The sequence below is a fragment of the Longibacter salinarum genome, assembly GCF_002554795.1.
Lineage (GTDB): Bacteria > Bacteroidota > Rhodothermia > Rhodothermales > Salinibacteraceae > Longibacter > Longibacter salinarum.
The window spans coordinates 637,443-663,311 of sequence record NZ_PDEQ01000002.1 but is presented as its reverse complement, the minus strand read 5'-3'; the positions used below and the strand labels follow the sequence as shown (position 1 = coordinate 663,311).

General features: G+C 59.4%; 21 protein-coding genes and 1 other RNA gene. 7 read left to right on the top strand and 15 right to left on the bottom strand.

Going from position 1 to position 25,869, the window contains the following annotated elements; translation table 11 throughout:
- Positions 1-7: 7 nt before the first annotated feature.
- Both CRI94_RS06045 and CRI94_RS06040 read left to right on the top strand, forming a co-directional pair.
- On the top strand, positions 8-1,555 hold the full coding sequence (locus tag CRI94_RS06045) for an HAL/PAL/TAL family ammonia-lyase (RefSeq protein WP_098074754.1): 1,548 nt from the start codon (positions 8-10) through the stop codon (positions 1,553-1,555).
- Positions 1,556-1,593: 38 nt separating this feature from the next.
- Positions 1,594-2,085 carry a DUF427 domain-containing protein gene (locus CRI94_RS06040; protein ID WP_098074753.1) on the top strand — a complete coding sequence of 164 codons (492 nt, stop codon included), beginning with the start codon at positions 1,594-1,596 and terminating at the stop codon, positions 2,083-2,085.
- 30 nt (positions 2,086-2,115) lie between these two features.
- Here the strand turns inward: CRI94_RS06040 and CRI94_RS06035 are convergent, their stop codons facing one another.
- Complete coding sequence (locus tag CRI94_RS06035) at positions 2,116-3,288, bottom strand: cystathionine gamma-synthase (RefSeq protein WP_098074752.1); 1,173 nt, start codon at positions 3,286-3,288, stop codon at positions 2,116-2,118.
- 236 nt (positions 3,289-3,524) lie between these two features.
- Complete coding sequence (locus tag CRI94_RS06030; protein ID WP_098074751.1) at positions 3,525-4,745, bottom strand: tetratricopeptide repeat protein; 1,221 nt, start codon at positions 4,743-4,745, stop codon at positions 3,525-3,527.
- A gap of 540 nt (positions 4,746-5,285) precedes the next feature.
- Between CRI94_RS06030 and CRI94_RS06025 the strand changes: the two genes are divergently transcribed.
- Both CRI94_RS06025 and fahA read left to right on the top strand, forming a co-directional pair.
- Positions 5,286-6,293 (top strand): hypothetical protein, encoded by a 1,008-nt coding sequence (locus CRI94_RS06025; RefSeq protein WP_098074859.1) that lies wholly within the window; start codon positions 5,286-5,288, stop codon positions 6,291-6,293.
- Positions 6,294-6,356: 63 nt separating this feature from the next.
- Positions 6,357-7,640 (top strand): fumarylacetoacetase, encoded by a 1,284-nt coding sequence (gene fahA / locus CRI94_RS06020; protein WP_098074750.1) that lies wholly within the window; start codon positions 6,357-6,359, stop codon positions 7,638-7,640.
- 470 nt (positions 7,641-8,110) lie between these two features.
- Here the strand turns inward: fahA and CRI94_RS06015 are convergent, their stop codons facing one another.
- The 7 genes from CRI94_RS06015 to fsa form a co-directional block, all read right to left on the bottom strand.
- Positions 8,111-8,758 carry an NUDIX hydrolase gene (locus CRI94_RS06015; RefSeq protein ID WP_098074749.1) on the bottom strand — a complete coding sequence of 216 codons (648 nt, stop codon included), beginning with the start codon at positions 8,756-8,758 and terminating at the stop codon, positions 8,111-8,113.
- Positions 8,759-8,949: 191 nt separating this feature from the next.
- Entirely contained in the window at positions 8,950-9,396 is a 447-nt protein-coding gene (locus tag CRI94_RS06010) for an Hsp20/alpha crystallin family protein (RefSeq protein WP_098074748.1), read from the bottom strand.
- 317 nt (positions 9,397-9,713) lie between these two features.
- Positions 9,714-10,142 (bottom strand): SufE family protein, encoded by a 429-nt coding sequence (locus tag CRI94_RS06005; RefSeq protein ID WP_098074858.1) that lies wholly within the window; start codon positions 10,140-10,142, stop codon positions 9,714-9,716.
- A 97-nt stretch (positions 10,143-10,239) separates the two neighbouring features.
- Entirely contained in the window at positions 10,240-11,112 is an 873-nt protein-coding gene (locus CRI94_RS06000) for a sulfurtransferase (RefSeq protein ID WP_098074747.1), read from the bottom strand.
- 394 nt (positions 11,113-11,506) lie between these two features.
- A complete protein-coding gene (gene otsB / locus CRI94_RS05995) occupies positions 11,507-12,217 on the bottom strand; it encodes a trehalose-phosphatase (RefSeq protein ID WP_098074857.1) in 711 nt (236 codons plus the stop codon).
- 110 nt (positions 12,218-12,327) lie between these two features.
- On the bottom strand, positions 12,328-13,692 hold the full coding sequence (locus CRI94_RS05990) for an alpha,alpha-trehalose-phosphate synthase (UDP-forming) (RefSeq protein ID WP_098074856.1): 1,365 nt from the start codon (positions 13,690-13,692) through the stop codon (positions 12,328-12,330).
- A gap of 283 nt (positions 13,693-13,975) precedes the next feature.
- The gene (fsa, locus tag CRI94_RS05985; protein ID WP_098074746.1) at positions 13,976-14,653 is read right to left on the bottom strand and encodes a fructose-6-phosphate aldolase; all 678 of its coding nucleotides are present in this window, start codon (positions 14,651-14,653) and stop codon (positions 13,976-13,978) included.
- Between the two features lie 315 nt (positions 14,654-14,968).
- Between fsa and CRI94_RS05980 the strand changes: the two genes are divergently transcribed.
- The gene (locus CRI94_RS05980) at positions 14,969-16,258 is read left to right on the top strand and encodes a GlmU family protein (RefSeq protein ID WP_098074745.1); all 1,290 of its coding nucleotides are present in this window, start codon (positions 14,969-14,971) and stop codon (positions 16,256-16,258) included.
- A gap of 54 nt (positions 16,259-16,312) precedes the next feature.
- Here CRI94_RS05980 and CRI94_RS05975 read toward each other — a convergent pair whose 3' ends face one another.
- From CRI94_RS05975 to CRI94_RS05960, 4 genes are all read right to left on the bottom strand, one after another.
- On the bottom strand, positions 16,313-17,083 hold the full coding sequence (locus CRI94_RS05975) for a J domain-containing protein (protein WP_098074744.1): 771 nt from the start codon (positions 17,081-17,083) through the stop codon (positions 16,313-16,315).
- Positions 17,084-17,484: 401 nt separating this feature from the next.
- A complete protein-coding gene (locus tag CRI94_RS05970) occupies positions 17,485-19,035 on the bottom strand; it encodes an NADP-dependent isocitrate dehydrogenase (protein ID WP_098074743.1) in 1,551 nt (516 codons plus the stop codon).
- Positions 19,036-19,418: 383 nt separating this feature from the next.
- Positions 19,419-19,784 carry a Na-translocating system protein MpsC family protein gene (locus CRI94_RS05965; protein WP_098074742.1) on the bottom strand — a complete coding sequence of 122 codons (366 nt, stop codon included), beginning with the start codon at positions 19,782-19,784 and terminating at the stop codon, positions 19,419-19,421.
- A 150-nt stretch (positions 19,785-19,934) separates the two neighbouring features.
- Positions 19,935-21,521 (bottom strand): phytoene desaturase, encoded by a 1,587-nt coding sequence (locus CRI94_RS05960; protein ID WP_425437375.1) that lies wholly within the window; start codon positions 21,519-21,521, stop codon positions 19,935-19,937.
- A 429-nt stretch (positions 21,522-21,950) separates the two neighbouring features.
- On the opposite strand from CRI94_RS05960, the gene CRI94_RS05950 reads away from it, so the two are divergent.
- Together CRI94_RS05950 and rnpB are read left to right on the top strand one after the other, a co-directional pair.
- The gene (locus tag CRI94_RS05950; protein WP_098074739.1) at positions 21,951-22,727 is read left to right on the top strand and encodes a zinc ribbon domain-containing protein; all 777 of its coding nucleotides are present in this window, start codon (positions 21,951-21,953) and stop codon (positions 22,725-22,727) included.
- A 102-nt stretch (positions 22,728-22,829) separates the two neighbouring features.
- Positions 22,830-23,289: RNase P RNA component class A (gene rnpB, locus CRI94_RS05945), an RNA gene on the top strand.
- A 388-nt stretch (positions 23,290-23,677) separates the two neighbouring features.
- Here rnpB and groL read toward each other — a convergent pair.
- Positions 23,678-25,345, bottom strand: a complete 1,668-nt coding sequence (gene groL / locus CRI94_RS05940) for a chaperonin GroEL (protein ID WP_098074738.1) — start codon at positions 25,343-25,345, stop codon at positions 23,678-23,680.
- A gap of 110 nt (positions 25,346-25,455) precedes the next feature.
- Positions 25,456-25,746: a co-chaperone GroES gene (gene groES, locus CRI94_RS05935; RefSeq protein WP_098074737.1), complete on the bottom strand. Its 291-nt coding sequence runs from the start codon at positions 25,744-25,746 to the stop codon at positions 25,456-25,458.
- Positions 25,747-25,869: the final 123 nt, after the last annotated feature.

Genomic DNA, 25,869 nt, shown 5'->3' with positions numbered 1-25,869 from the left:
TTTCCGCATGTCGACCGGTGCCTCTCCCGCGGATCTTCATTCTCTTACGCTCGGCCCTGATGTCTCGTTGACGTGTGAGGAGCTGGAGTCGGCCGCGCAAACGAAGCGCCTGACTCTACAGCTAACCGATGCGGCACAGCATAGCCTTCGCGATGCGCGGGCGGCGCTGGAGAGCGCCCGTGAGCGTGGCGACGAAGTTTACGGAGTGACGACGGGCTTCGGCCCCCTCGTCGATTTCCAATCGGCTGAAAGCGGCGGCACGCTGCACGGCGCAGGCCTTCTGGCTCATCTGTCGACCGGCTCGGGTGCGCTGGCCTCCCGCGAAGTCGCTCGGGCGATGTGCATCGCTCGGCTTCAATCGCTCGCGCAGGGATATTCTGCGATCCGACTCACGGCTCTGGAGCGCTTCGCGTCTCTGATCGAACACGGGATCACACCTGCGATCCCGGAGATCGGCTCCGTCGGCGCGAGCGGTGACCTGACGCCCCTCGCACACGCTGCACGGGTCATGACCGGTACAGGCCGGGTGCTGCGTGCAGATGGATCGATCGAACCGGCTGAGAACAGTCTAAACCGTATAGGCATCGAGCCGCTCGATCTCGACGGTCGTGATGCGCTGGCATTGGTCAACGGTACAGCATTCATGACGGCGTACGCGGCCCTGGCGCTCGCACGAATGCGGCGCATCGTCCGCCACCTCGAACGTCTAACCGGCTGGATGTACCGCCTCCTCGGATGTGAACTGCAGGCGCTCGACCCGCGGCTTCACGCGGCCCGTGGCCACAACGGACAGTGCGATTCCGCTGCCTCTATTCGGACCGAAGCTCTCCGCCATGGACCGTTTCAGCGTTCCGATAACCGACCGCTGCAGGAGCCATATTCGATTCGTTGCGCCCCTCAGGTCATCGGTGCCTGTCGCGATCAAATCGCCTACGCCAAGAACATCATCGAGACCGAACTCAACGGGGTGAACGACAACCCCGTCGTGATCAGCGGGGACGACCCCGCGGTCCTTCACGGCGGTAACTTCCAGGGACAGCAGATCGCCCTGGCTGCCGACGCTCTCAACGCAGCGATAACACAGATGGGGGTGCTCGCAGAGCGACAAATTGACCTGCTCCTTACGCCGGCGAGGAACGGAGACGCCCCTCTCCTTCTGGCATGGACACCGGGCGCAACCAGTGGTCTTGCAGGCGCACAGATTACCGCCACGGCGCTCGTCTCGGAGCTTCGTCATCACGCGCAGATGACCGCGACGAGCTCCATTCCGACGAATGGGGATAACCAGGACGTCGTGTCGATGGGCACGTTATCCGGTAGAACCGCGTACGAGCAGACCGAGCGACTCGCGCCAATTCTGTCGGTTCTCGGAATCGCACTAGCGCAGCTCACCCACTTGCGTGACGCCGATCGTGCAACCGGACCTGCGTCACCGGTTCCCCCCTGGATGCCCAGCGTCGAACCCATCGTCGAAGATCGTCCCCTTCGCGCAGAAATCGATCGGCTGGCGCAACACTGGCTCTCCGTGAACGCCGACGAGGATTCGCCGGACTGAACTTTAGAACGCTCGCTTGACTCCTTCGACCGACCGTCATGACTCGCCGAATCGAACCCGGGCCGAATCAGGAATCGGTTTGGGATTATCCCAGACCACCGGCTATTGAGCCGGTCGAACAGCGTCTCCGTGTCGTCTTCAACGGCGAGACGATCGCGGATACGACGCAGGCGTACCGAATCCTGGAGACCAGCCACCCGCCGACATACTATCTCCCTCCCGGAGATATCGAGATGGACTACCTCCATCGCCTCAATCGCACATCCATGTGCGAGTACAAGGGTCGGGCAGTCTACTACGACATCACCGTCGGGGACCGGACGGCCCGGCAGGCCGCATGGGCATACCCGTCGCCTCGTTCGCCGTATGCGGTCCTCGAAGACCACGTCTCCTTCTACGCCAGTAAAATGGACGCGTGCTTCGTCGGCGAAGAGGAAGCACGCGCCCAGGAAGGCGATTTCTATGGCGGATGGATCACCGACTCCGTGGTGGGGCCGTTCAAGGGCGGTGCAGGTACCATCGGCTGGTGATCTCTCGCCGCACCGGATTCTTCCAGACGGTCACACGTCCTGAAGTGCAGCATCGAGATCGGCTTTCAGGTCGTCGAGTTCTTCGACGCCCACGCTAATGCGGATGAGCGAGTCCGTTAGACCGATCTTCCGTCTCTCTTCTGCCGGGATCGACGCGTGCGTCATCGACGCAGGGTGTTCGATAAGGCTTTCGACGCCTCCAAGGCTTTCGGCAAGTGTAAACACATCCGTGCTCTTTAGCACATGGACGGCCTTCTCCATGCTGTCGTCGGCAAGCTCGAACGAGATCATCCCGCCGAAGTCATCCATCTGTTTCTTGGCGATCTCGTGACCCGGATGGCTCTCGAGTCCAGGATATAGAACCCGTCCGACCTTCGGGTGATCATTTAGAAAGCTTGCCAGATGTCGGGCATTGTGGCAATGCCGATCCATGCGGAGATGGAGCGTTTTCGTGCCCCGCAGGACGAGGAAGGAATCCATCGGTCCCGGATTCGCCCCCGTGCATTTGATCTGGAACCGGAGCTTCTCCGCCCACTCATCGGAGTTCGTGCATACCGCCCCGAGAATCAGATCCGAGTGGCCGCCGAGGTATTTCGTTGCAGAGTGAAGCACGAGATCGGCACCGAGAGCAAGCGGCTGCTGCAGGTACGGCGATGCGAACGTATTATCAACTGCGACATCGATTCCGCGAGCGTTCGCGCGCTCGGTGATGGCCTCGATGTCGACGATCCGCATCAACGGGTTCGTCGGCGTCTCGACCCACACGAGCTTTGTGTCGTCGGTCATCGCCGCTTCCGTTGCGTCCAGATCCGTCATGTCGACGAACGAGAACGAGAGGCCGAACGGCTCGAACACCTGACGGAAGAGGCGGAAGGTGCCACCGTACAGGTCGTCCGAGGCTACGACGTGATCGCCCGGACGAAGACTTTTCATGATTCCATCGATCCCGGCCACTCCAGAGCTAAATGCGATACCATGCTCTGCATTTTCGAGTCCGGCGAGGTTTCCTTCAAGAGCCGACCGAGTCGGATTCGTCACCCTCGAATATTCGTGGCCCTTGTGCTTGCCCGGTGCTTCCTGCGCATATGTGGACGTCTGGTAGATCGGGGTCATCACCGCCCCGGTTGACGGATCCGGCTTCTGGCCGGCGTGGACCGCGCGAGTACCAAAACCGAGAGAGCGAGGGGAGGAGTCGTCAGCCATGCGAATGGGAGAAAGTCAGGTCGAGAAGAACGGTTTCGCCCCAGAACATATGTTGGGGCTGTCGGCGACGGAGGAAAACGTTGCCCCGGTCAAACGTTCCGGAAGCAACATGTCGCCGAGACGGTGCGACGACGAACGCGCAACCGATGGATACAAAAAAAACGACCCGGCCCGTAATTGGAGCCGGGTCGCAAACCTATCCAGTCGGACTGGACGGGTGATGTGAACACGTCGCGTTACTGCGTCGACCCATTCGAGCTATCACCCATTCCGGCGCAGGACTCAACCTGTGAGGCTTTCTCCTGCTGATCCGTGTTGACGTATGCCTGGAAGAGCGCGCGGCAGATGTCCTGACGGTACTCATCTCCCTGTGCTGTTAGCTGGTACGCTTTCTCCAGCGGCTGCACAGCGCTCTGGAACTGCTGCCCACGCTGCTCGACGAGTTCGTCGAGGGTGCCCTCCTCGTCGCTCGTGAGCTCACGGTCTGCTTCGCGTGCTCGGTCTTCGATCGTGGTGATGCTGTCATCGATCGCCGCGGCCTGGTTGATGTAAGCCGCCCCGAGGTTGTAGAAGATCCGCGGGTTGTCGGGGTCGAGTTCGGCTGCTTTCGACAGCTGCTCGACGGCACCTTCGTAGCGATCGGCCGTGAGAAGCATCGAGCCGTAGTTGTACCGGAACTGCGCATTCTCCGGATTTCTCTCGATCTGCTCCCGGTACGCCGACATCGCGCGCTCCTGATCATCGATCCGATTGAACGCATTGAGCATCAACGACTGGAGCTCCGCGTTTTCTGGGTACTGCTCCGTACCCTCACGCAGCACTTCAATGGCTTTTTCAGGCTGATCATTCGTCAAGTACACCTGACCGAGGATCGTGTACGGGCTTTCGCCGACACTGTCGGCGCGCGAAACGTACGTTTCCAACGGTGCGAGAGCTTCCTGCTGCTGACCAGCGTTCAGGAGGGCGTATGCTTCGTTGAGGTGAGCATCTAGTGAGTCCGGCTCAAGTGCATTGGCACCGCCGAAGTAGGCCGCTGCTTTCGCGTAATCCGTAGTGTCACCGGACTCACGTGCCGCGTTGAAAGCCTCGACGCCGAGGCGCATTTCCTGAATATAGGCGAGCTGCCGTCGACTCTGGATGTCGCCGCGCAGGCTGGGATCCATCTCAACCGCCTTTTCCTGTGCCTCACGTGCTTTCGTAAAGAACTCAGAACGCTGGTTCGGATCAGTCGTCTCATCCCCTTTCAGTACGTACGCCTGGGCGATGAGCGAGTAAGCCTCCGCGTTCGTTGAGTCCGTTTCGAGTGCGGTCTGAGCGCTTTCGATCGCCTGATCGGGATTACCCGCCTCAATGGCGTCCTCAGCGGCGCCGATGTTCGGGTTTCCACCCGAGCAGCCACTCAGGACGAGCAGCCCAGCAACGAGCAGGGCGAAGAATGCAGATAGTCGCGTATTCATTCTGTACCGTATGGTTTGACGAATCGGTCGTGGGGAAAGAATGCGTCGTATCGGGTATCAGTCATGCGTCGTCGGGTTCGCCTGTGGTGCGTACCGACAAATGATACCGAGTGTCGTGCGTTCGGCACAGGCGGTACCTCGCGAATGCTCCCGGAGGCGACCGGGAGGTGCCATCAAGCTGACGGCACCGTGCCATTGGCATACGCAGCGGAGGTAACACCTCTACTGGCACACCAGCGCCCTGCTGACGGTCGGTTGCACGTCGCGGACCGTACGCGACCTTCTCGCTGTCTGCCGCATTCTACGAAGGCGGCACCGATGCTGCAAGAAGGAAGGCAAGAACAACACAGCGCTCGATTCTAGCATGTCAAGGTAAAGGCGCCCCCGGGCGCATGCAACTGTTTTCCTTCATACCTTCGTGAAGTCCCCCCGCCCATTCGTTGAAATCGGCCCCCTTGTTTTCCTTCTTACTGGAAGCGCTCCCGCTCGATCGGACGCGTCGTAGTGGATCTCGCGTTCTTCCCTGTCTACCCTTCTGCCATGGAAACCACCGAGTCAGCCGCCGACTCTCTCATTAACCCGAGCCTGCGTGCGCTCCTGCACGACATTGTCGACTACGCGGGCCTCTTCCCACCGGCCGACCTGCCGCTCGATGAGGCCATGCACAACTACATGCAATACCGCCATGAATATGAGCGGTGGATGCTCAACCGATTCGTGATCCCGGTCAAGCGCCTCGACGAGCTGTCGACCTACGCCAAACAGTTTCGGCAGGGAGAGCCGTTCTCCTTCTCCGTCCTTGGCACAGGAGGGGCCACGGAGGGCGACTTCCTCGCCGCCTTTGACTCCGACTTGCAGGCGATCGACGCATTCGACGAGTATCACGCGGGAGCTGCACAGGCCGAGGTCATGGAGGTGCGCCTCCCCGCGTCTCTCTTTTCTGCAGCGGCCTCGGACATTGAGTCGTTCTTCGATGCGATCGACGCGGCATCAGCACGCGCCGGCATCGCAAAGCTCGACCTGTTTCTTGAGATTCCACTCGCTCCGCAGACACACGAGGCAATCGAACGGTTTGCCGCAGCCGCGGCGGAATTTAACAGTCGTCAGTCGCTGCCTGCTCGCACGACGATCGGGCTCAAAATACGCTGTGGCGGGGTGCACCCGGAGGAGGTCCCAGATGTTGAACACGTTGCTCATGCTATCACGACGTGCCGGAATGCCGGGGTTCGAATGAAAGCCACGGCGGGTCTCCATCACCCCGTCCGCCACCATGACGATGACGTCGGCACCATGATGCACGGCTTTTTTAACGTCTTTGGCGCCGCCGTCATGGCATCGGAGCACAAGCTGGACAAGGCAGGTGTTCAAGCCATCCTGAACGAGGACAACGCCGAGAATTTCCAATTCCTCAAGGACTCGTTCGCCTGGCGGGACGTGCGATGCCCCATCGCCGGTGTCGACCATGCGCGCGAGAATCTCATCACCTCATTCGGAAGCTGTAGCTTCGAAGAACCGGTGGACGACCTTCAGGATTTGGACCTGATGTAGTCCACGTCTGAGACTCTTTTCCATCCCGTACTTGCTTTCTCTCACGCACTGCGAACTGCCTATATGTCTGACCCCACGACCGATCCGTCGATCTCTTCTTTTGTTGATGTCGACGCGACGAGTGACTTTCCCATCCAGAATCTTCCCTATGGCATCTTCCGCCTCGATAAGGCCGACCGGCCCCGCGTGGGCGTTGCCATCGGAGATCGAGTGCTGGACCTAGCCGCGTGCTTCGATGCAGGGTTGTTCGATCATCCCGCGCTGGAAGCCAGCATGCCCTTCCACCAGTCCACGCTGAACCCGCTGATGAGTCTCGGAAAGGAGGCTTGGTCGGCCGTGCGCACTCGTGTCCATGACCTCCTCCGGGACGATACACCCGACCTGCGCGACGACGCAGACCTGCAGAAAGAGGTCATGGTCGACCGCGATCGCGTCGAGATGCTGATGCCGGTAGACATCGGCGACTACACCGATTTCTACTCCTCACGCGAGCATGCGACCAACATCGGTACGATGTTTCGCGGCCCGGAAAACGCGCTGAAACCGAACTGGCTGCACCTCCCGGTTGGTTATCACGGACGTGCGAGCTCGATCATCCCGAGCGGACAAGACGTGCGGCGGCCGAGTGGTCAGTTGAAGCCGGACGAGGACAAACCACCGATTTACGGTCCGAGCAACCTCCTCGACTTTGAGCTTGAAGTCGGCGCCCTCGTCGGCCCGGGCAACGAACTGGGCTCGCCCATCGACATCGACGACGCAGGCGACCATGTCTTCGGCCTCGTGCTCGTCAATGACTGGAGTGCGCGTGACATTCAGAAGTGGGAATACGTTCCGCTCGGGCCGTTCCTCGGGAAGAGCTTTGCCACCACGATCTCCCCGTGGGTCGTCCCGATGGCCGCGCTTGATCCATTCCGCGTCGACGGACCGGAGCAAGATCCGGAGCCGCTAGAATACCTGAAGCAGAGCGGCGCTCAGAACTTTGACATCGAGCTGAAGGTCGGTCTCCAGACGGAGTCGATGGACGCACCGCATACGATCTGCGAGACCAACTTCAGCTACATGTACTGGAGCGTCGCGCAGCAGGTGGCCCACCACACGGTGAACGGCTGCAACCTCCGCCCTGGTGACATGCTCGCGTCCGGGACGATCTCCGGCCCCACCGAGGATAGCTACGGCTCGATGCTGGAGCTGTCGTGGCGCGGAGAACGACCGCTCGAGATGCCGTCGGGCGAGACGCGCTCCTTCCTGCAGGACGGCGACCGGGTGGTGATGTCAGGCCACGCACAGGGAGACGACTACCGCGTCGGCTTTGGCACAGCAGAAGGCACGATCCTTCCCGCCAAGTAATGCCGTTTCGACTTTAAAATATCGGTATCTCCAACGGCTTCGATTCGGCAGACGCGCCACATCCTAGCCGAAGAACGTTTGAGAACCTGTTTGGTGGATGAATCGGTAGCCGACACGAGCGAAGCGACTGACGCAGTAAACACAGTGGGCGAAGCCCCTGTGGAGCGCTCAAGCGAGTCATGTAGCAGAGCTACCTGGCGAGTGAAGTAGCTGCACAGGGCGAGATCCACGAAGTCGCAGACCAGAGACCGTCCGACAAACAGGTTGTGAACGTATATCGTTGAAACGTTTTTCTTCCCAACGCAGAGCCGCTGCGAGGACACGGTTCGGGCAATCCCGACAATATCATTCGGAAAACGTATAATTGCGATTCCGCGTGAGCCGTACCGGTACGTAGATCGACCGCAGCTTCCGATTGCCGGAGGCTGCGGTCTTTTTTTTGACCCATGCCGGCGATAACGCTACACGCTCTACACCACGTCTCGCACACAGGCGAGCAACTCGGACAGCATCATCGCTGTCGCCCCCCAGACCGTGTGCCCCTCGACGCGGTAGTATGGAACGTCGATCTGCTGCCCATGCAGCGTCCAGGTTTCGACCACGCGCGTCTCCGGGTCCAGTAGATGGGAAATGGGCACGCGGAGAATGGCACCGACCTCTCGATCCGTCGCGCTGAGACTCGGACGGTGATCCAGCACGCCGACGAACGGATGCACGCAGAAATTCGACGGCGGCACGAACAGGGGCGTAAGCGCACCCAGTACCTCAACGGGATCAGTCGTGAGGTTGACCTCCTCCTTCGCCTCACGTAGCGCCGTTTCGGGCAACGTTTCGCCCGCCTCTCGCTGTCCGCCTGGGAACGACACCTGTCCCGGGTGATCCGGCAAATCATCTCGCCGGACCGTAAGCACCAGGTAGGGATCGTCATCCGGATACAGGAGAGCAAGCACGCCTGCCTCTCGGCAATTTCGCCCTTCCACCGACAATGCATTCTCTCTCGCACTGTATCGAGGCGCCATCTGAACCTGTGCTTCGGTTCCCGGCAACGCGTGGCCAAGACGATCGCGAAGACGAATCGCCAGGTTGTCGAGAGAAAGATTGAGCGAGGATGTGGACATGTGAGTCACGGGAAAGAGAATGCTCCGGTAAGCAGGTCGCTTTACACGAACGGCAGCCGGTAGATCCAGCACCGCTCGCTCACCTGTACTTTCGCACCGATGGTAAGCGCACAAAATGAAAACGCCCCGATCGAGACCGACCGGGGCGTAAACGATGTATCCGTATGTCCGACCGGCTCGGTCGCGCCCACCTATTTGATCTCGATGCGTCGGGGCTTGCTCTCCTCAGCTTTCGGGACGGTGATCGTCAGCACACCATTCTCATGCTGTGCTGAGATTTGCTCCGCACTAACCGTGCTGGGGAGCGTGAACGAGCGGAAGAAATTGCCAAAGGTGCGCTCGACGCGAACACGCTCCTCGTTCTCCTCGCGGGCTTCGTGTGCACGTTCTCCGCTCACCGTAAGACGATCATCCTGGTAGCTGATGTGGATGTCATCGCGGTTCATTCCTGGAACGTCGAGTTCGATGCGATACGCTTCCGGCGTCTCGATCAGGTCCGTTCGAGGCGACCACATGGACGCATAGCGCGAAGCGTCTTCATCGGAGGAACGCGTCGGGAAGAAGCCCTCAAAGAGGCGGTCGATTTCCTGCTGAAGGGACGAGAGGTTGCGATTTGGAGTACGGATCAGCTTTGTCATGGTCTTAGATATTCAAGCTGTGCAACATCAGGGATATGATTGCAATGGCCTCGTACGCGATAGTCTACACTGGGCATACGAAGCTTGATAGGTCTACGAATCCCCCAGACAACTCTCGTACCAGCGCCGTCCTGGATCGCGTTCTCTGCCACTCTTTCCGACCCTTCAAAATCGAAGGGTGACGCCGTGACGGACCGATCGCGTATCGATCTGTCGATTCGACAAACCCCGTTCTTTGCCTCTGTCCGTCCGACAGGTGCCTGCCAGCTTGACCTCTTTAGGTCTATTCGCGGGGCCATCGCGGATCTGAATGTGCGTTACGCTTGACTCTGCGATTTCTCTCGGACTTGCTTGCGAAGTCGGCCGTAGATGGCGCTAAGCCCCTGCGTGCGTTGCATACCCAGCAGATCGGAGAGCCCGAGGACGCGAAGGGCATCAGCGGGCGCGTCCAGGACCTCGCTCGGCGGCTCGCCATCAAATGCGTCGCGCAGAATGGACACAAACGCCCGTGCGGTCGGCGCCTCACGGGGCACGTCGCCAATAACGCGCACGGTGCCATCCTCAACTTCTGCCATCAGGAAGACCGGAGACTGGCACTCATGCACCATGTTCATTCCCTGATCTCGAAGCTCCCTGTAGTCATCAGGCAGCTCCGGCAGCTTGTCGGAGTATTCGAGCAAGAGCTCCAGACGGAAATCACGATCGGCCATCTGGAACGGTTCGGCGATCTCTTCGAGACGATTCATGCGGGATAGAAGTAGGAAAACAGAAACCGAAATGCTTGCGCCGGGGACGACCGTCATCGCCCCCGGCGCAAAGCCAGTGCAAGCAATCGGGCCGTCGTTATGCCTCCACGGGCTGCGCATCGCCCCGCTCGATCGGCATACCGACCAGGTTGCCCCACTCGGTCCAGGAGCCGTCGTAGTTACTGACGTTGTCAAACCCGAGGAGATACGTTAGCACGAACCACGTATGGCTCGATCGCTCGCCGATACGGCAGTACGCGATCGTTTCCGCCGAGCGATCGAGGCCTTCGCCCTCCTGGTAGATCTTCTCCAGCTCCTCGCGGGATTTGAAGGTACCGTCCTCGTTCACGGCCGTAGACCACGGCACATTTCGTGCGCCGGGAATGTGACCGCCGCGCATCGAACTTTCCTCCGGAAGATCCGGAAGGTGCGTGATCTCGCCGCGGAATTCCTCTGGAGAACGCACATCCACCATCTGACCCCTCCGCTTCTGGTGCTCCAGCACCTCGTCTCGGAAGGAACGGATCGACACATTCGGCCCGTCCGGCGCGGTGTACTCGGCCCGCGAAAAGTCCGGCTTCTCTCGCGTGAGATCTCTGCCTTCGTCGACCCACTTCTTCCGGCCACCATCCATGATGACGGCGTTTTCGTGACCATACAGCCTGAACACCCAGAAAGCGTAGCAGGCCCACCAGTTATTTCGGTCGCCGTAGAAGACCACCGTGGTATCGTTGGAAATACCATTTTCGGCGCACAGTTCGGCAAATGCCTCCGCATCGATGAAGTCGCGAACCGTGTCGTCCTGCAGATCCTGCACCCAGTCGATCTTGACGGCGTTCTCAATGTGACCCGTCTCGTACAGGAGAACGTCTTCGTTCGCTTCGACGAGTCGGACGTTGTCCGTGTTGTGCATGTGCTCAGCCACCCAATCGGTGGAGACGAGCACGTCGGGATGTGCGTATTCGGCCATAGCCTGAGTATTGGTAACGTTGAAAAACGATGTTGGGATGAGACCCTGCGGCATGTGTTCACCCCAATGTCGAGGGGGAATCACCGCGAACGGCTATAGAAAAGCCCCTCGCGGTCATGCCGAGAGGGGCAACAAACGCTGCAAATGCCACGACGAAACTCAATGCGAGCACGTCATGAACCAGGCAGACCGTCCCCTCCCGGCGGACACGCAACAACAACAGGAAGTGCGGGCGGGGGATGTCATTCTGGCGTCGAGATACCTTCTCTGAGTTTCGTTATAGAGTACCACGGCGGATGAAGGCGATTGTTCACGCTGGAGAACTTCTTTACGAACCGGGTGCACTCTTTCATTGCAGGGCTCTCTCTCCATTCATGCGAGGCCTGGGGCGTTGCTATGAGGACGCAGAAAGATACGACCGGAGGTATTCGACCACCTCGTCGGGATCACGCAGACGATGATGTGCCGCAGTCGCATCGTTTCCGACCTTGATGGTCACCGTGTCGCGGTCGAATGTATGCAGCTCCTCGAACGCGTCTTCGTCCGTAACATCGTCGCCAAGGTACACGGGCGTGTGATCCGGATAATCCGACGCAATGCGCCGAACCGCGGTCCCCTTCGTCCACCCTTCCGGCCGGAGCTCGACCACCTTTTTCCCCCAGATCGCCTCCAGAATCTCCGGCATCGTGTTCGTCCAGGCTTTGAGCCGCTCACGGGCATCTTCCTCGTCCGTCGCATTCCGGTAATGGACAGCAAACGCCTGGCTCTTGTCTTCGACGCGTACGCCGTCGATCGACGGCACGCTCTGGCGGAGGGATGAAATCGCCTCCGCCGCCTCGTCCGGCACGAGATACTTGGTGTCTCCACCGATGGTACCCGCCTGAGACCCGTGAAGACCGATGGCCTGAAGGGGAAGATCAATGAAGGCCCCGAGCTGAGCAATGTCGCGACCCGTCACAATCCAGACGGGATACCTGTCGCTCAACCCTTGCAATATCGGTGGGATATCTGGGTGAGGAACGGCTTTCTCCGGGTCATCTACGATCGGAGCTAGTGTGCCGTCATAGTCGAGAAAAAACAGCGGTTTATCAACAACAGGAGGCATGAAAGAAGACCGGTTGATGAAGCGAGATGAATGTATCGGAGAGACCCCAAAATCAGCCGTGATGCCTCCTCCCTGCGCAACGCACATGCACCCGGCCGACAGATGTCGTCTTACCGATCGAAAGAGTCGAGGAAATGTTGAGCCCACTTGTGAACGTCCAGCTTCTCGACCGTCGACTTCAACCCCTTCAATCGGCTTCTACGCTCCTCATCAGGCATCTCTAGTGCCACCTTAATCGCGTCCGCCAGCCCTCCCTGGTCGTACGGGTTAACCTGAATCGCTTCGGGTAGAAGGTAGGCGGCACCCGTGAGCTCTGACAGAATAAGCGCACCGTTCTGCGTGGCCGTGATAAACTCCTGGGTGACGACGTTCATCCCATCTCGGAGCGGCGTAATCAGTGCCGCGTCGGCGGCACGATAGAAGGCGCACAGCTCGAACTGGGTGTACGTTCGATATCGGTAATTGACCGGCACCCAGTTGTCGCGGGCAAACTGACCGTTGATGCGCCCCACGGCCTCATCCACCTCCCGCTTGAGCTGCTGGTACGACTCAACCTTCGTACGACTCGGCGTCGCAATCTGGTAGAAGCTGACCTTCCCGTGGTAGTCCGGATTCTCTTCGAGAAACTGCTCGAATGCGGTCAGTCGGGACAAAATCCCTTTCGTGTAGTCCAGACGGTCAATGCCAATGACGATGTTATCCGTCCCGAGACGGTTACGGAGCTTGTCGGCTTTCTCCTTCACCTCTTCGGTCGCCGCCATCTTCTTGAACCGGTCGACCTCGATGCCGATCGGATGCGCCTCAACCCTTGTGGTGTGCCCATCGAGCGTCACCGTATTTTCCGTCACGTCCGCACCGAGAAGGACTTCCGCGCTCTCGATGAAGTTATCAACGTACTCGTCGACGTGAAAACCGATCAGGTCGCAGCCGAGCATGCCTCGGAGTAGTTCGCGTGACCACGGCAAAATTCGAAACACCTCCATCGCCGGCCACGGGATGTGCCAGAAGTGCCCGATCACAGCATCGGGACGCGCATCGCGAATATGTCGCGGGGCAAGCATGAGGTGATAGTCCTGAATCCAGATAATCTCATCTGGATCGTCCGGACTCTCATCCAGCACCGCCTTGGCGAAGCGCTCGTTCACGCTCCGGTACGTGTCTATGAATCGCTCCCTCAGTTCGAGATGCTGGATGAGGTAGTGGGAAACCGGCCAGAGTACGCGATTGGCCATCCCGTAATAATAGTTGTCAAGCTCCTCGTCACTCAACGGGACGCGTCGAACGAGAAAATCAGGATCGTCTTCAGGATATTGCTGACACTCCGGGAGGTCAGGATCTTCGCCCATACCGACCCACACGCCTCCCTGCTCTTCGAGGACGGGAAGCAGGGCCGTTGTAAGTCCACCGACGGAGGTCTTCCATCCATCATCGGTCTTCCGGATCGGGACACGATTCGCAACGACTGTAAGACTCAAGGTCGTGAGTACGGTAAGGAGTAAGGACACGAAACCGTTTGACACACAAATCCTATTTCGCCCACGCGGATCGGTTCGACGCTAACCCCTACGTCGATTCATCTTTACAATACTGCACGTTTTCCCGGCACTGGACTTGGGGTCCACTCCACGAGACTATCGCGGCACAAGCCGGGATACCGCGATACGATCGCCCCACGTGGCCATAGTTTAGACGAGAAGGCCCAGAGCGAGGTCGCCCCGGGCCTTCCGACACCGATCTGCAAATAGTCGATACGACGCGCTAGTTCGCCATTCCGGCTTCGGCTTTCCGGGATGCTTCGTATTCCTTCCAGTCGTCGAGGAAGCGCTCGAGCCCGCGGTCCGTGAGCGGGTGATTGAGAAGCTTCATCATCGTGTCAAACGGCATCGTGGCGACATCCGCTCCGGCGAGGGCGGCGCGCTTCACGTGTGTGGGATGCCGAATGGAGGCGGCAAGCACCTCCGTCTCGAAGCCGTAGTTGTCGTAAATCTGGCAGATCTCCTCGATCAGTTCCATCCCGTTGGACGAGATGTCATCGATGCGGCCGATGAACGGGCTGATGTAGTCGGCCCCGGCTTTCGCAGCGACGAGCGCCTGTGTTGGGGAGAAGCAGAGCGTGCAGTTGGTGCGGATGCCTTCCTCATCGCACGCCTTCAGCGCCTTGATGCCCTCTTTGATCAGAGGAATCTTGACAACCACGTTGTCGGCGATCTGTGCCAGACTCCGCGCCTCCTCCATCATGCCGTCGAACTCTGTGGCCGTCACTTCGGCGGACACGTCCCCGTCGACGATCTCGCAGATTGTGAAAACATGCTCGTGGAAGTCAATGTTGCCCTCCTTCTTGACGAGCGAGGGATTGGTGGTGACGCCGTCGAGGACGCCCATGTCGTTGGCCTCCCGAATCTCTTCGAGGTTCGCCGTGTCGACGAAAAATTTCATATCTGTCGGTCCGTTCGTTGGATAAATGCGTCCGGTGCGGAAGCATGACGAGTGCCTACAACATACGTACGGAGAGTCGACCGGGAGGTTTTTTGGAAATAAAGTGTGTTTCTACCGTTCGCGTAGTCGCTTACGCTCAACGATGCAGTTGCCGTCTGAGATAAACTTTCTTGCCGTCCGAACCCATGGCCGAGAAGGTCCTGTACCAGCCTATTCCTCTCGCGCGGAACCATCCCCGACGGTTGAGCGCTCACCTTGAAGGTAGCGCACCGTCGCGCCGCATTTCCTTCCCTCCCGACCGACCGTCCTCTCCTTATGCATCTTTGTTTGTTCGAAGACGATCGCGTGCATCACCTTCGGCCGCTCGTCGAAACGCGCGCGGCCTTCGACCTGCGTCTCGGGATTCGGTCGATCCTCGAAACAACATGCGATGCCTTCGATGTTGACCCGTCGGATGTCACGCTTCACACGCGACGCGAGGTCGCGGCCGTAACAAAACGTGAGCACCCACATGTGGCCGTCCCACAGTTGGGCGATTCGACACCGTCCACCGGGAACGATCTTCTGTTCGTCAATGCGCGATTTATCGCCGATGGTGAGGTGCTAACGGTTCTGAAAGAGGCGATCCGGCTGCGTGACCGGGCCTGCGCATTCACAGCGGGCGATGTGGTCGTCGCGGCGTGGATGCCTGGCGCCTCGCTATCCGATGAGGTGTTCGGACGCGACGACCTGACGCCGCACCTGGCCGACCTGCCAACCGAGGCGCTCAAGAACGCACAGATGGTCGAGCATGTCTGGGACCTGCTTGGCACGATTCAGCCCGCCATCGAGCGTGATTTCGACGCTCTTCTCCCCTACAACATTCTGGAGGACATCCACAATCGAACCGAAGCAGATGTCCATCCGAGCGTGATCGCCACAGCCCCGGAAAACATCTTCATCGCTCCCGGCGCAACAGTGAAGGCCGGCGCGATTCTGGACGGCTCCAACGGACCCATCTATCTTGATAACGACTCCATCGTCTACGAACAGGCCGTCGTCAAGGGGCCACTTTATCTCGGCGCGAAGTCTCAAATCAAGGTGCAGGCCGACGTCGCGGCGTCGGCGATCGGCTACTGGTGCAAGGTCGGTGGCGAGGTCCACGACTCGATTCTGCACTCCCTGTCGAACAAGGGCCACCAGGGATTCCTCGGCCACTCATATCTCGGCCGCTGGTGCAACCTCGGAGCCGACACGAACACGTCGAATCTGAAAAACGACTACGGCTCCGTCAGCGCCTACGACGCGGCCCTCGGTGGTTTCGTGGATACAGGACGCCAGTTCGCCGGGCTATTCATGGGCGACCACTCGAAGTGCGGCATCAATACGATGTTCAACACGGGAACCGTCGTGGGCACGGGATGCAACATTTTCGGCGGCGGCTTTCCAAGCCGGTACGTCCCCCCGTTCTCGTGGGGCGGCGCAGACCGGGGCTTCGCGCCGTACCGAATCGACAAGGCACTCAAGGTGGCGGACACCGTCATGCGCCGACGCGAGACGCACCTCGATGAGGCGGAAGAGACGCTCCTTCGTACGCTACATCGCGACACCGCCGACGAGCGTTGAGTTTGTGGCGCCTCTCCTCCGCCTCGACCCGGTTTCATCGTACGTCCGACCGTCTCACACCACCGTTGCCCGCACACCTGAGATTCGGTGGGCAAAGCGGTGCACGGTCGTCGCCGGAAGATCCGTTCCGGACAGGTCGAGTAGAACGCGAACTTCGCCGCTCCCGGGCGAAACGTACCGGATCACCGGTTTTTGCGCCCGTATGCTCTGCGCGGCTGAGGGTGCCACCCGCAGCTCGACCGTGTTTTTCTCCGCATCGGCGACCAGGCGGTGGACGTGTTTCCACCGGATGCGTGCCCACGGATGGCCTTCGACGTACACGGTCACATCTTCTTCTTCGAACCGAACCTCGTAGTCGGAGGCCTCGTCCTCGAATGATCGGGCGGCGAGAAACGCCAGGGTACTTGCCACAGCGATCGCACCGACAATCACCCACGTCGTGGACTCCGCGTCGTTTAGCTCCCAGAGACCCGCCATTTCCATCGCGACGAAAATGAGGGCCGCGATCACGCCCACGAGCACCCGCCACGCGGCGTAAGCCATGCATCCGACATCGAGACGAGGTGCAGCGGTTAAACCGGTACTTCGGACCGTCGATGTTCGCTGCCGGTCGTAGTCCGCGCGGGCCTCGTCGTCCGACAACACCTCATAGGCCTCCCGAATCCGTTGAAACCGGTGCGCGGCTCGAGGATCGTTCGGGTTCCGATCGGGGTGTGTCTTGCGCGCCACCGAACGATATGCCTTCCGTATCGCTTTCCGAGACGCCGAAGCGGAGAGTCCCAACCGCTCGTAATAGTCGGACGATGAAGGGTCGAACTGGGACATTGCGTCGATTGGAAATCGGCAGCGGACTCGTATACATGGCTCCTACGAGCAACGCGACCGTAGGATCAGTCCTGAAGACGAATCTATCATCGTCCGCACATTTCCGGCAACACCGTCACTTCAACGATCATTTGTGATATCCCATTCCGTACAGGAGTCCGTCTATACGTTTTCCGAATGATACTGTCCAGATTACCCAAACCGTGTCGTCGCAGCGGCTCCGCGTTGAGAAGTGAACCGGTTCAACGGTTTTTCTGCTGGCGGTTGACGTATCACCGGAATCGAAGCCGTTGGAGACGCAGATATTTTGCGCCTAAACAATATTAACCAACGCAAAGACGCCCCCGACCGATCGGCCGAAGGCGCCTTGTGAAGCCATTTGTTGGGAGAAACGAAGGCGTTTACTCACCCTGACCGAGCGAGTAGGCACGCTCTCCGTCAAACGTGTACAGATGTTCGGTCTTGATTACGTCCCATCCGTCTCCATGCAGAACACCGAGCAGTTCGAGAACGGAGTCGAATGTTACCGTACCCCCATTCTCTGGCAGGAAACGGCACCGCCAGTGATCGGTCCAGAACGTTTCCGGCAATCCGTCCGGGAAGACTTTCACGCCGCGGTTCGTGATCATTTTGAGCGTCCACCCACACGTCTTCGCCGCCATAGACAGACCGTGCCCGATCGTGTCCGGATCCCGATCATGCTGATCCCAATCGATGAACACGTCGACGCCCTGCAGCTCTTTCTTCTGGTTCGGCCGCTCGGATAGCGAAACCCGGATGCCGCAGGACTTGAACCGTACGGGTTTGAGGTGCTTCGGAGAATCACCGAGCCGGTCGATCACTGCATTCGTGAAACCTTCGGACCCGACCTTCTGCTTCGACACTCCTTCCCGGTAGATGTCCGCGGGGTGAATGCCGTCCTCCAGCGTCCTCAACCACGCGTTCCGGATGGTCTGCGCCACCTCCGATGCACCGATGTGAACGAGCATCTGTGTCGCTGCTACCAGGAGCCCCGACGGGTTGGCGATCCCACGCCCTGCGATATCCGGCGCCGAGCCATGCACCGCCTCGAACATGGCGACCTGTGCGCCGACGTTCGCTGAGCCAGCAAGACCAACGGACCCGGCAATCTGAGCGGCGATGTCGGACAGGATGTCCCCGTACAGGTTCGGTGTGACGATGACATCGAAGGCCTCGGGCTGTGCTGCTACGCGGGCCGCGCCGATGTCGATGATCTGGTGGTCGCTCTCAATGTCCGGGTACTCTCTGGCCACCTCACGGAAAACCTCGTGGAAGAGCCCGTCCGTCTGCTTCTGGATGTTATCCTTTGTCATGCACGTCACGTTCGTCCGGCCATATGCCCGTGCATATTCGAACGCGTACCGAACGATGCGCTCGGATCCCGGACGCGTGATCAGTTTCAGAATCTGATGCACCTCCTGGGTCTGACGATGTTCGATTCCGGCGTAGAGGTCCTCTTCGTTCTCCCGGATGATGACGAGATCCATGTCGGGATGCGGAGACGCAACATATGGCGCGTACGACGTCGTGGGCCGGACATTCGCGAACAGACTGAGCGCCTTCCGAATGGTAACGTTCAGGCTTTTGTATCCACCGCCCTGTGGCGTGGTAATTGGGCCTTTGAGGAAGACTCTATTTCGGCGTATCGCGTCCCATGCCTCGTCGGGGATGCCGGACGTAATCCCGCGCTCGTAGGCTGAGCGGCCTACTTCGATGACATCGTACGATAAGGGAGCATCGGCGTGATCGAGAACGCGAAGAACGGACTCCGTAATCTCCGGTCCAATGCCGTCTCCGTAGGCCACAGCAATCGGCACAACGCCCGTTTCTTCGAGACGTCGCCGTGGAGTCGGTGATAGCTGGACCTGTGCCGAAGCTCCATCGGATGAGGTATGAGTTGTCGGCTCAGGGGATGCAGGGAAAGCGTTCATAAGAATGATCGTGCGGAGAAAAGATCAGTTGAGGATGAACTGGCCTTCAGCAGTGAGTCGCACGTCGCGGCGAAACTCCGTAGCATAGAAAAAGGCCGCCCTCGATACACGAGTTGTGTATCCAAGCCGGCCTGCCATCTCAGCGACCGCGTCGACGTTCGGGCCAAACCCGATCCCATCGCCACGTTCGCCTCGCTCGAAGGCGCAGTCAATATGTTGGGACGACCTGATCTTCTAGCTCGGCAACCGCCGCTCCGCAGATCCTGTCGCACGGCCCTAATCTACTCGGAATCCAGATTCATATTCCAGACGCCAACCCCGGCGCAACACATTTTCACAGTTTGTGCACGAAGAGGAACCGAGTCGTCAATTTCGGTAGCGAGTCATCGCCACCGAGCACCCAGATCCCCGTCCACCACAAAAACGAACACCCGCTCGCCGGTCTGTGCGCTGATATCTGTATGCATGCTCACGACATTCAGTCCTGTTTCTTCTTCGATAAGGGCCTCCAGATCATCGCTGCAGCTCTCCACGAGACGGGAGCGCATCTGCTTGATCATTTCGATGCCGTTCGGCTCGCTACTGAGCTGACGCTCGGCCGGACTTAGAATGCCTGTGAGTCGAACGAGCACCATATCGTCAAGGATGTAGGCTTTGGCCTCGCGCGGGCCCCTGCCCAGGTATTCACGTTCAAATCGCGTGATAGCCTCGGTGATTTCAGCTTCGACCTGTCCTTTCGTTCGATTCATCGGTTAGAAGAATGTCTAGACTGGAGGCAAGTAGGTAATAACCGTATTCGCCAACCAAATCGGACAGACAAAAGTTTGCCCCCGACAGCAACCATGCTATCGGAGGCATAAATGAATGCATCCTTCCTGGCGCAATAGTACCCAACAGTGTTAGACCGTCACCTCTTGCTGCGGTGCGCGAGTCGGGCTGAATGCATCCGGGTTGGGCACGGTCGTGTCGAGCACGCGTGCCGTCGAGAGGACGCCCGGCATGCCAGCTCCGGGGTGTGTTCCTGCTCCGACGAAGTAGAGGTGCTCCACGTCTTCGCTCCGATTGTGCGGACGGAACCAGGCGCTCTGCTGCAGAATCGGCTCCACGCTGAAGGCAGCGCCTTTTAGACTCTTGTAGTCCGTCAGGAATTCTCGCGGCGTCAGCATACGCGACGTCACAAGGTGGTCGTCGAGGTCGGGCAGGATCGTTTGCTCCAGATAATCCGAGACGGCTTGGCGGTACGGCTCCGCCTGAACGCGCCAGTCGACGCCGCTCTCCAGGTGTGGGACGGGAGAGAGAACGTAGAATGCGTCGTGCCCCTCCGGCGCCATGGACGGGTCGGTCTTCGTCGGACGATGGAGATAGAGGCTAAAGTCCTCGGCGAGTTCCTTGTTGTGGAAGATGTCGTCCAGCAACGACTCGTAACGCTCCCCCATCAGAATGGTGTGGTGTTCGACGTCCTCATATTTCCGGTCGGTGCCGAAGTACCAGACGAAGAGGCTCATCGAGTAGTTCATGTTTTCCACACGCCGATCCGTCCAGGTGTCGCGGTCCTCCGGGTGGATCATATGGCGGTAGGTCCAACCCACATCGGCATTGGAAACGACGAGATCCGCATTGATCACCTCGCCGTCGGCCAACCGCACACCGCTCGCCCGCCCGTTGTCGACGAGGATCTGCTCGACATCCGCGCCATAGCGCTGGGTTCCCCCAATTTCATCGATGAGATCCGAAAGACCAGACACCAGCGAACCCGTACCACCCATCGAATACCAGACGCCCCACTTGCGCTCGAGGAACGCAATGAGAGTATAGATCGAGGTCGTCGTGAACGGGTTTCCTCCCACGAGCAGTGGATGGAAGGAGAGCACCTTCCGAACTTTCGGATGCTCGACGTACTTCGACACGAGGCTATACACCGTGCGATGACTCTGCAGCTTTACCATCGCCGGGATGATTTTCAGCATATCGGTCAGGTCGTCGAACGGAACGTGTCCGAGTTCCTCAAACCCGATATCGAAGATCTCCTCACTCTTCTCCAGAAATCGCTTGTAGCCGTCCACGTCCGACGGGGCGAACTTGCGGATCTCTCGCACCATATCGTCCATGTCACCGTTATAGTCGAAGTGCGTCCCGTCATCGAATCGGATGCGATAAAATGGATCGACCGGGACCAGTTCGACGTCGTCGGAGAGGTTTTTCCCACAGAGGGACCACAGTTCTTCGAACAGAAACGGGGCGGTCACCACAGTCGGGCCCGCATCGAAGGTGAATCCATCCTGTTCGAATACGCGCGCTCTGCCGCCTGGCTGGTCGAGGCGATCGAGCAGAGTTACGCGAAAGCCGCGGACACCGAGACGAATTGCCGCAGCGAGACCGCCGAATCCGGCGCCAATGACGACGGCATGCGGGGCATCCGGTCCGGCAGGAACGGGCTCTGTGCGCGTATTCAACGACACATTCTCCCGGCGAACCATCTTTTGCATCCAACTCATATTTCTCCACGTCGAGTGTGAACCGTTTGTGCGCCTCTGCCAACGCCGCCCCGACCAGCCAGGTTCACCTCAACCGCGACGCTTCGGTTACACCCGTTCGAATGCGAAGGGCGAAATGGGAAGTGCGAAATGCGACGCCGAACGAACCTGCTACCACGTTGCGCCCGCTGCCGACTTCCATACTTCCACACTTCCCCACTTCCACACTTCCACACTTCCATACTTCCACACTTCCACACTTCCATACCTCCCCACTTCCATACCTCCCCACTTCCATACCTCCCCACTTCCCACGTCCCGCCCGTCTTCTTCGCAGGAAATCGAAGTGCCTACACATCATAAACTGAACTTCCCGTGCGGCCGGGGGTTTGCACCTACTGCCCGCTCCCGAACATCACGACCATAGCCGAACACTTTTACATGCCGACGGCGGAAACCAAAAAATCGACGGTAGAGGACCAGCTCCGCGCCCTGGTTCGTCTCCAGCACATCGACAACCGCATCGACCAGATCCAGAAGCTCCGCGGGGATCTTCCAGACGAGATCCAGGATCTCGAGGACGAGAAGGCCGGACTGGAGACGCGCCTGGAGAAGTTTGAGCAAGAGCTCAAGGACAAGAAAGTCGCGAAGCGCCAAGCGGAGCTTGACATCAAAGAAGCTGAGCAGCTGATCGAGAAGTACGAGCAGCAGCAGCTCCAGGTACGCAACAACCGCGAGTACGATGCGCTGACGAAGGAGATTGAAGCGCAAAAGGAGCGCATCAAGAACGCGAAAGAGACGATCGAGGAGTCCGACCGGACGCTCGAGAACAACGAAAGCGCGATTGAGGAAACGCAGTCCCGCCTCGACGATCTCCGCGATGTCCTGTCGGAGAACCGGGATAAACTCAATGACGTCCTCCAGGAGACGGAAGACGAGGAATCCGCTCTCAGTTCGATCCGCGAGGAAGCTGAGGAGCAAGTTGATACTCGCTACCTGAACGCCTACACGAAGCTGCGCAACCGTCTCCGCGACGGTCGTGCGGTCGTGCCTCTGAAGCGAGGCGCCGCAGCCGGGTTCGCCGTTCCGCCCCAGCGTCAGGTTGAGATCCGCCAGCGGAAGCACATCGTTGCCTGTGAGCACACCGGTCGCATCATTGTCGACCAAGATCTCTACAACGAGACGGTGGATGAAATGAAAGAACGTCTCGACCTGTAGGCATCCGTCCACGAAGGTCCATTTGTGGACCTTTCTGCGTCTCGCAGCGTCAAATGAAGTACACCAACGGAGCCTGGCGGGCACGGCTCGCCGGGCTCTCTGCGTGCGGACCGGATTGTCGCTCCGTCGGCCTACGTCGGCGGTGAGGAAAGTCCGAACACCATAGGGCACCGTGCTTCCTAACGGGAAGACCCCGATTGGCGCATCCGACTGGATGAGCTGCCGACTCGGGTATGGCACGTGCAACAGAGAGAAGTCCCGCCGATGACTGCGCCTTCGGGCGCGGCACAGGTAAGGGGTGAAAGGGTGCGGTAAGAGCGCACCGGCGCTCTCGGGTGACCGGGGCGGCCAGGCAAACCCCACGGGGTGCAAGACCCAGCAGCACCGCACGATTCGAAAGGTCCTCCTTTCGGGTCGATATGGCGGCCCGTCGAACCGCGGTGCGGGTAGGTTGCTCGAGATGTCCGGCGACGGGCGTCCCAGATAGATGATGATCTCCTTCACGCGGCACGCGGCGGCCCGCAGAAGAAGACAGAATTCGGCTTACAGGTTCGCACGCGCCGCACATTTTGGTGCCGGTCCCTACCGGGTCGGTATAACCGAGAAAAGCAGCCTCCATTCAAGGGGGCTGCTTTTTTCTCTACGTGCTTGTATTTATGGAGTGACGATAGTCCGTACACCGCCACCAAATTGTCAGCGTCGCACGGCCGTGCGACGCTGTCAGCCGAAGACGGGTCGTGAGAGATGTCTCCCCACGCTGCACGCGTGCGACCGGCCGATTCAGGACCCGCCATCACGATCGTTAAACCGCACTCCGTAATCCACCATCCATCACGAAAAAGCGCCACGCCTCCCGCTGATGGGGAAGCGTGGCGCTTTGTTGTCACGTCGCAATGCGTGACGGCTCGGGCGTGAGAGTGAGGCTCACGCACCGAACACGGGGCTGTGGCTTACATCATGCCGCCCATGCCGCCCATGCCACCCATTCCGGCAGGCATGCCGCCGCCGGCCGGGGCACCGCCACCGCCGCCGCTGTCATCTTCGTCTTCCTTCGTGACGATGACAGACTCGGTGGTGAGCATCAGTGCTGCAACGGATGCCGCGTTCTCGAGTGCGGAACGCGTGACCTTGGTCGGGTCGATCACGCCTTCGTCGAGAAGCTTGCCGTATGTCTCCGTGCGGGCGTTGTAGCCGAAGTCGCCGTCTTCGCTGAGCACCTTCTGGACCACGATGGATCCTTCGGCACCTGCGTTCTCCGCGATCTGGCGGAGCGGCGCTTCAACGGCCTTCTTGATGATACCGACGCCAATCTCCTGATCTTCGTTCTCAACGTCGAGGTTGTCGAGCACGTGGAGGGCGCGAAGGTAGGCAACGCCGCCACCAGGCAGGATGCCTTCTTCAACCGCTGCGCGCGTGGCGTGCAGAGCGTCTTCAACGCGAGCCTTCTTCTCCTTCATCTCCGGCTCGGTTGCAGCGCCAACTTTCAGCACGGCAACGCCGCCCGAGAGCTTGGCGAGGCGCTCCTGCAGCTTCTCACGGTCGTAGTCCGACGTGGAGGAACTGATCTGCTGCTTGATCTGGTTGACGCGAGCGTTGATCTGCTCTTCCTGGCCGGCACCGTCAACAACCGTGGTGCTGTCCTTGTCGATCGTGATGCGGTTGGCCTGGCCGAGCATGTCGAGCGTAGCGCTCTCCAGCTTGTAGCCTTTCTCTTCCGAGATGACCGTACCGCCGGACAGAACGGCGATGTCTTCGAGCATGGCCTTGCGGCGATCGCCGAAGCCCGGAGCCTTCACGGCTGCGACCTTGAGCGTTCCGCGCAGCTTGTTCACGACGAGCGTCGCGAGCGCTTCGTTCTCGACGTTCTCCGCGATGATGAGGAGCGGCTGGCCGGTCTGGCTGACCTTCTCCAGGATCGGCAGCAGGTCTTGCATCTTGCTGACCTTGCCGTCGATCACGAGCACGTATGCGTCTTCGAGTACCGCCTCCATGTTCTCGGAGTCGGTCACGAAGTACGGCGAGAGGTAGCCGCGGTCGAACTGCATACCTTCGACCACGTCGAGGTACGTCTCGATGCCGCGTGCTTCTTCTACCGTGATCACACCGTCTTTCCCGACGCGATCAAAGGCATCGGCAATCAGGCTACCAATCTCGTCGTCGTTGTTGGCCGAGATCGTGGCAACCTGCGAGATGCGGTCTTTCCCTTCAACCTCGTTGCTCTGGGCGCGGAGGTCAGCCACAATGGCGCGCACGGCGGCGTCGATGCCCCGCTTGAGGTCCATCGGGTTGGCGCCCGACGTCACGCTCTTGAGACCTTTGTTGATGATGGCCTGCGCCAGCACCGTAGCCGTCGTGGTACCGTCACCGGCGACGTCCGAGGTCTTGGAGGCAACCTCCTTGACCATCTGGGCGCCGACGTTCTGCATTTTGTTCTTCAGCTCGATCTCCTTCGCGACCGACACACCATCTTTGGTGATCGTCGGGGCGCCGAAGGATTTCTCGAGGACGACGTTTCGTCCTTTCGGCCCGAGCGTCACCTTGACGGCGCGAGCCAGCGTGTCAACACCCTCCTTCAGGGCATTGCGCGCTTCTTCTTCGAACTTGATGTCCTTGCTCATAAATCAGTGTTGGTTCGATTCGATTGTGTCGCTGAGTACGAGCCTTGCCCTTCCGCCGGACAAGACCGGTCCAACTCAATACTGCAAGTACGTCTGCCGGAGCAGCGGGCTTATCCTTCGATCACGCCGAAGATGTCACTCTCGCGCATGATGAGGAAGTCCCCACCGTCGAGCGTCACTTCGGTGCCGGCATACTTGCCGTAAAGAACCTCGTCGCCTTCCGACACCGTCATATCGACCTTGGTGCCATTCTCGACACGACCCGGCCCAATCGCCACGACTGTTCCTTTCTGTGGCTTCTCCTGTGCCGAATCGGGAATGTAAAGACCGCTTTCCGTCTTCTCATCCGCCTCGAGCGGCTGGACGACCACGCGGTCACCAAGTGGTTTGATGCTCGCCATGATATCCTCCTTGATTAGTGAGCAGTGAGTGCAAATGAACCTACATTTTTTGCTGTTAGCACTCTCCAATGGCGAGTGCTAATAATTCCATGGGCGTGTACATGAGCGTTGGAACGCTGTTCC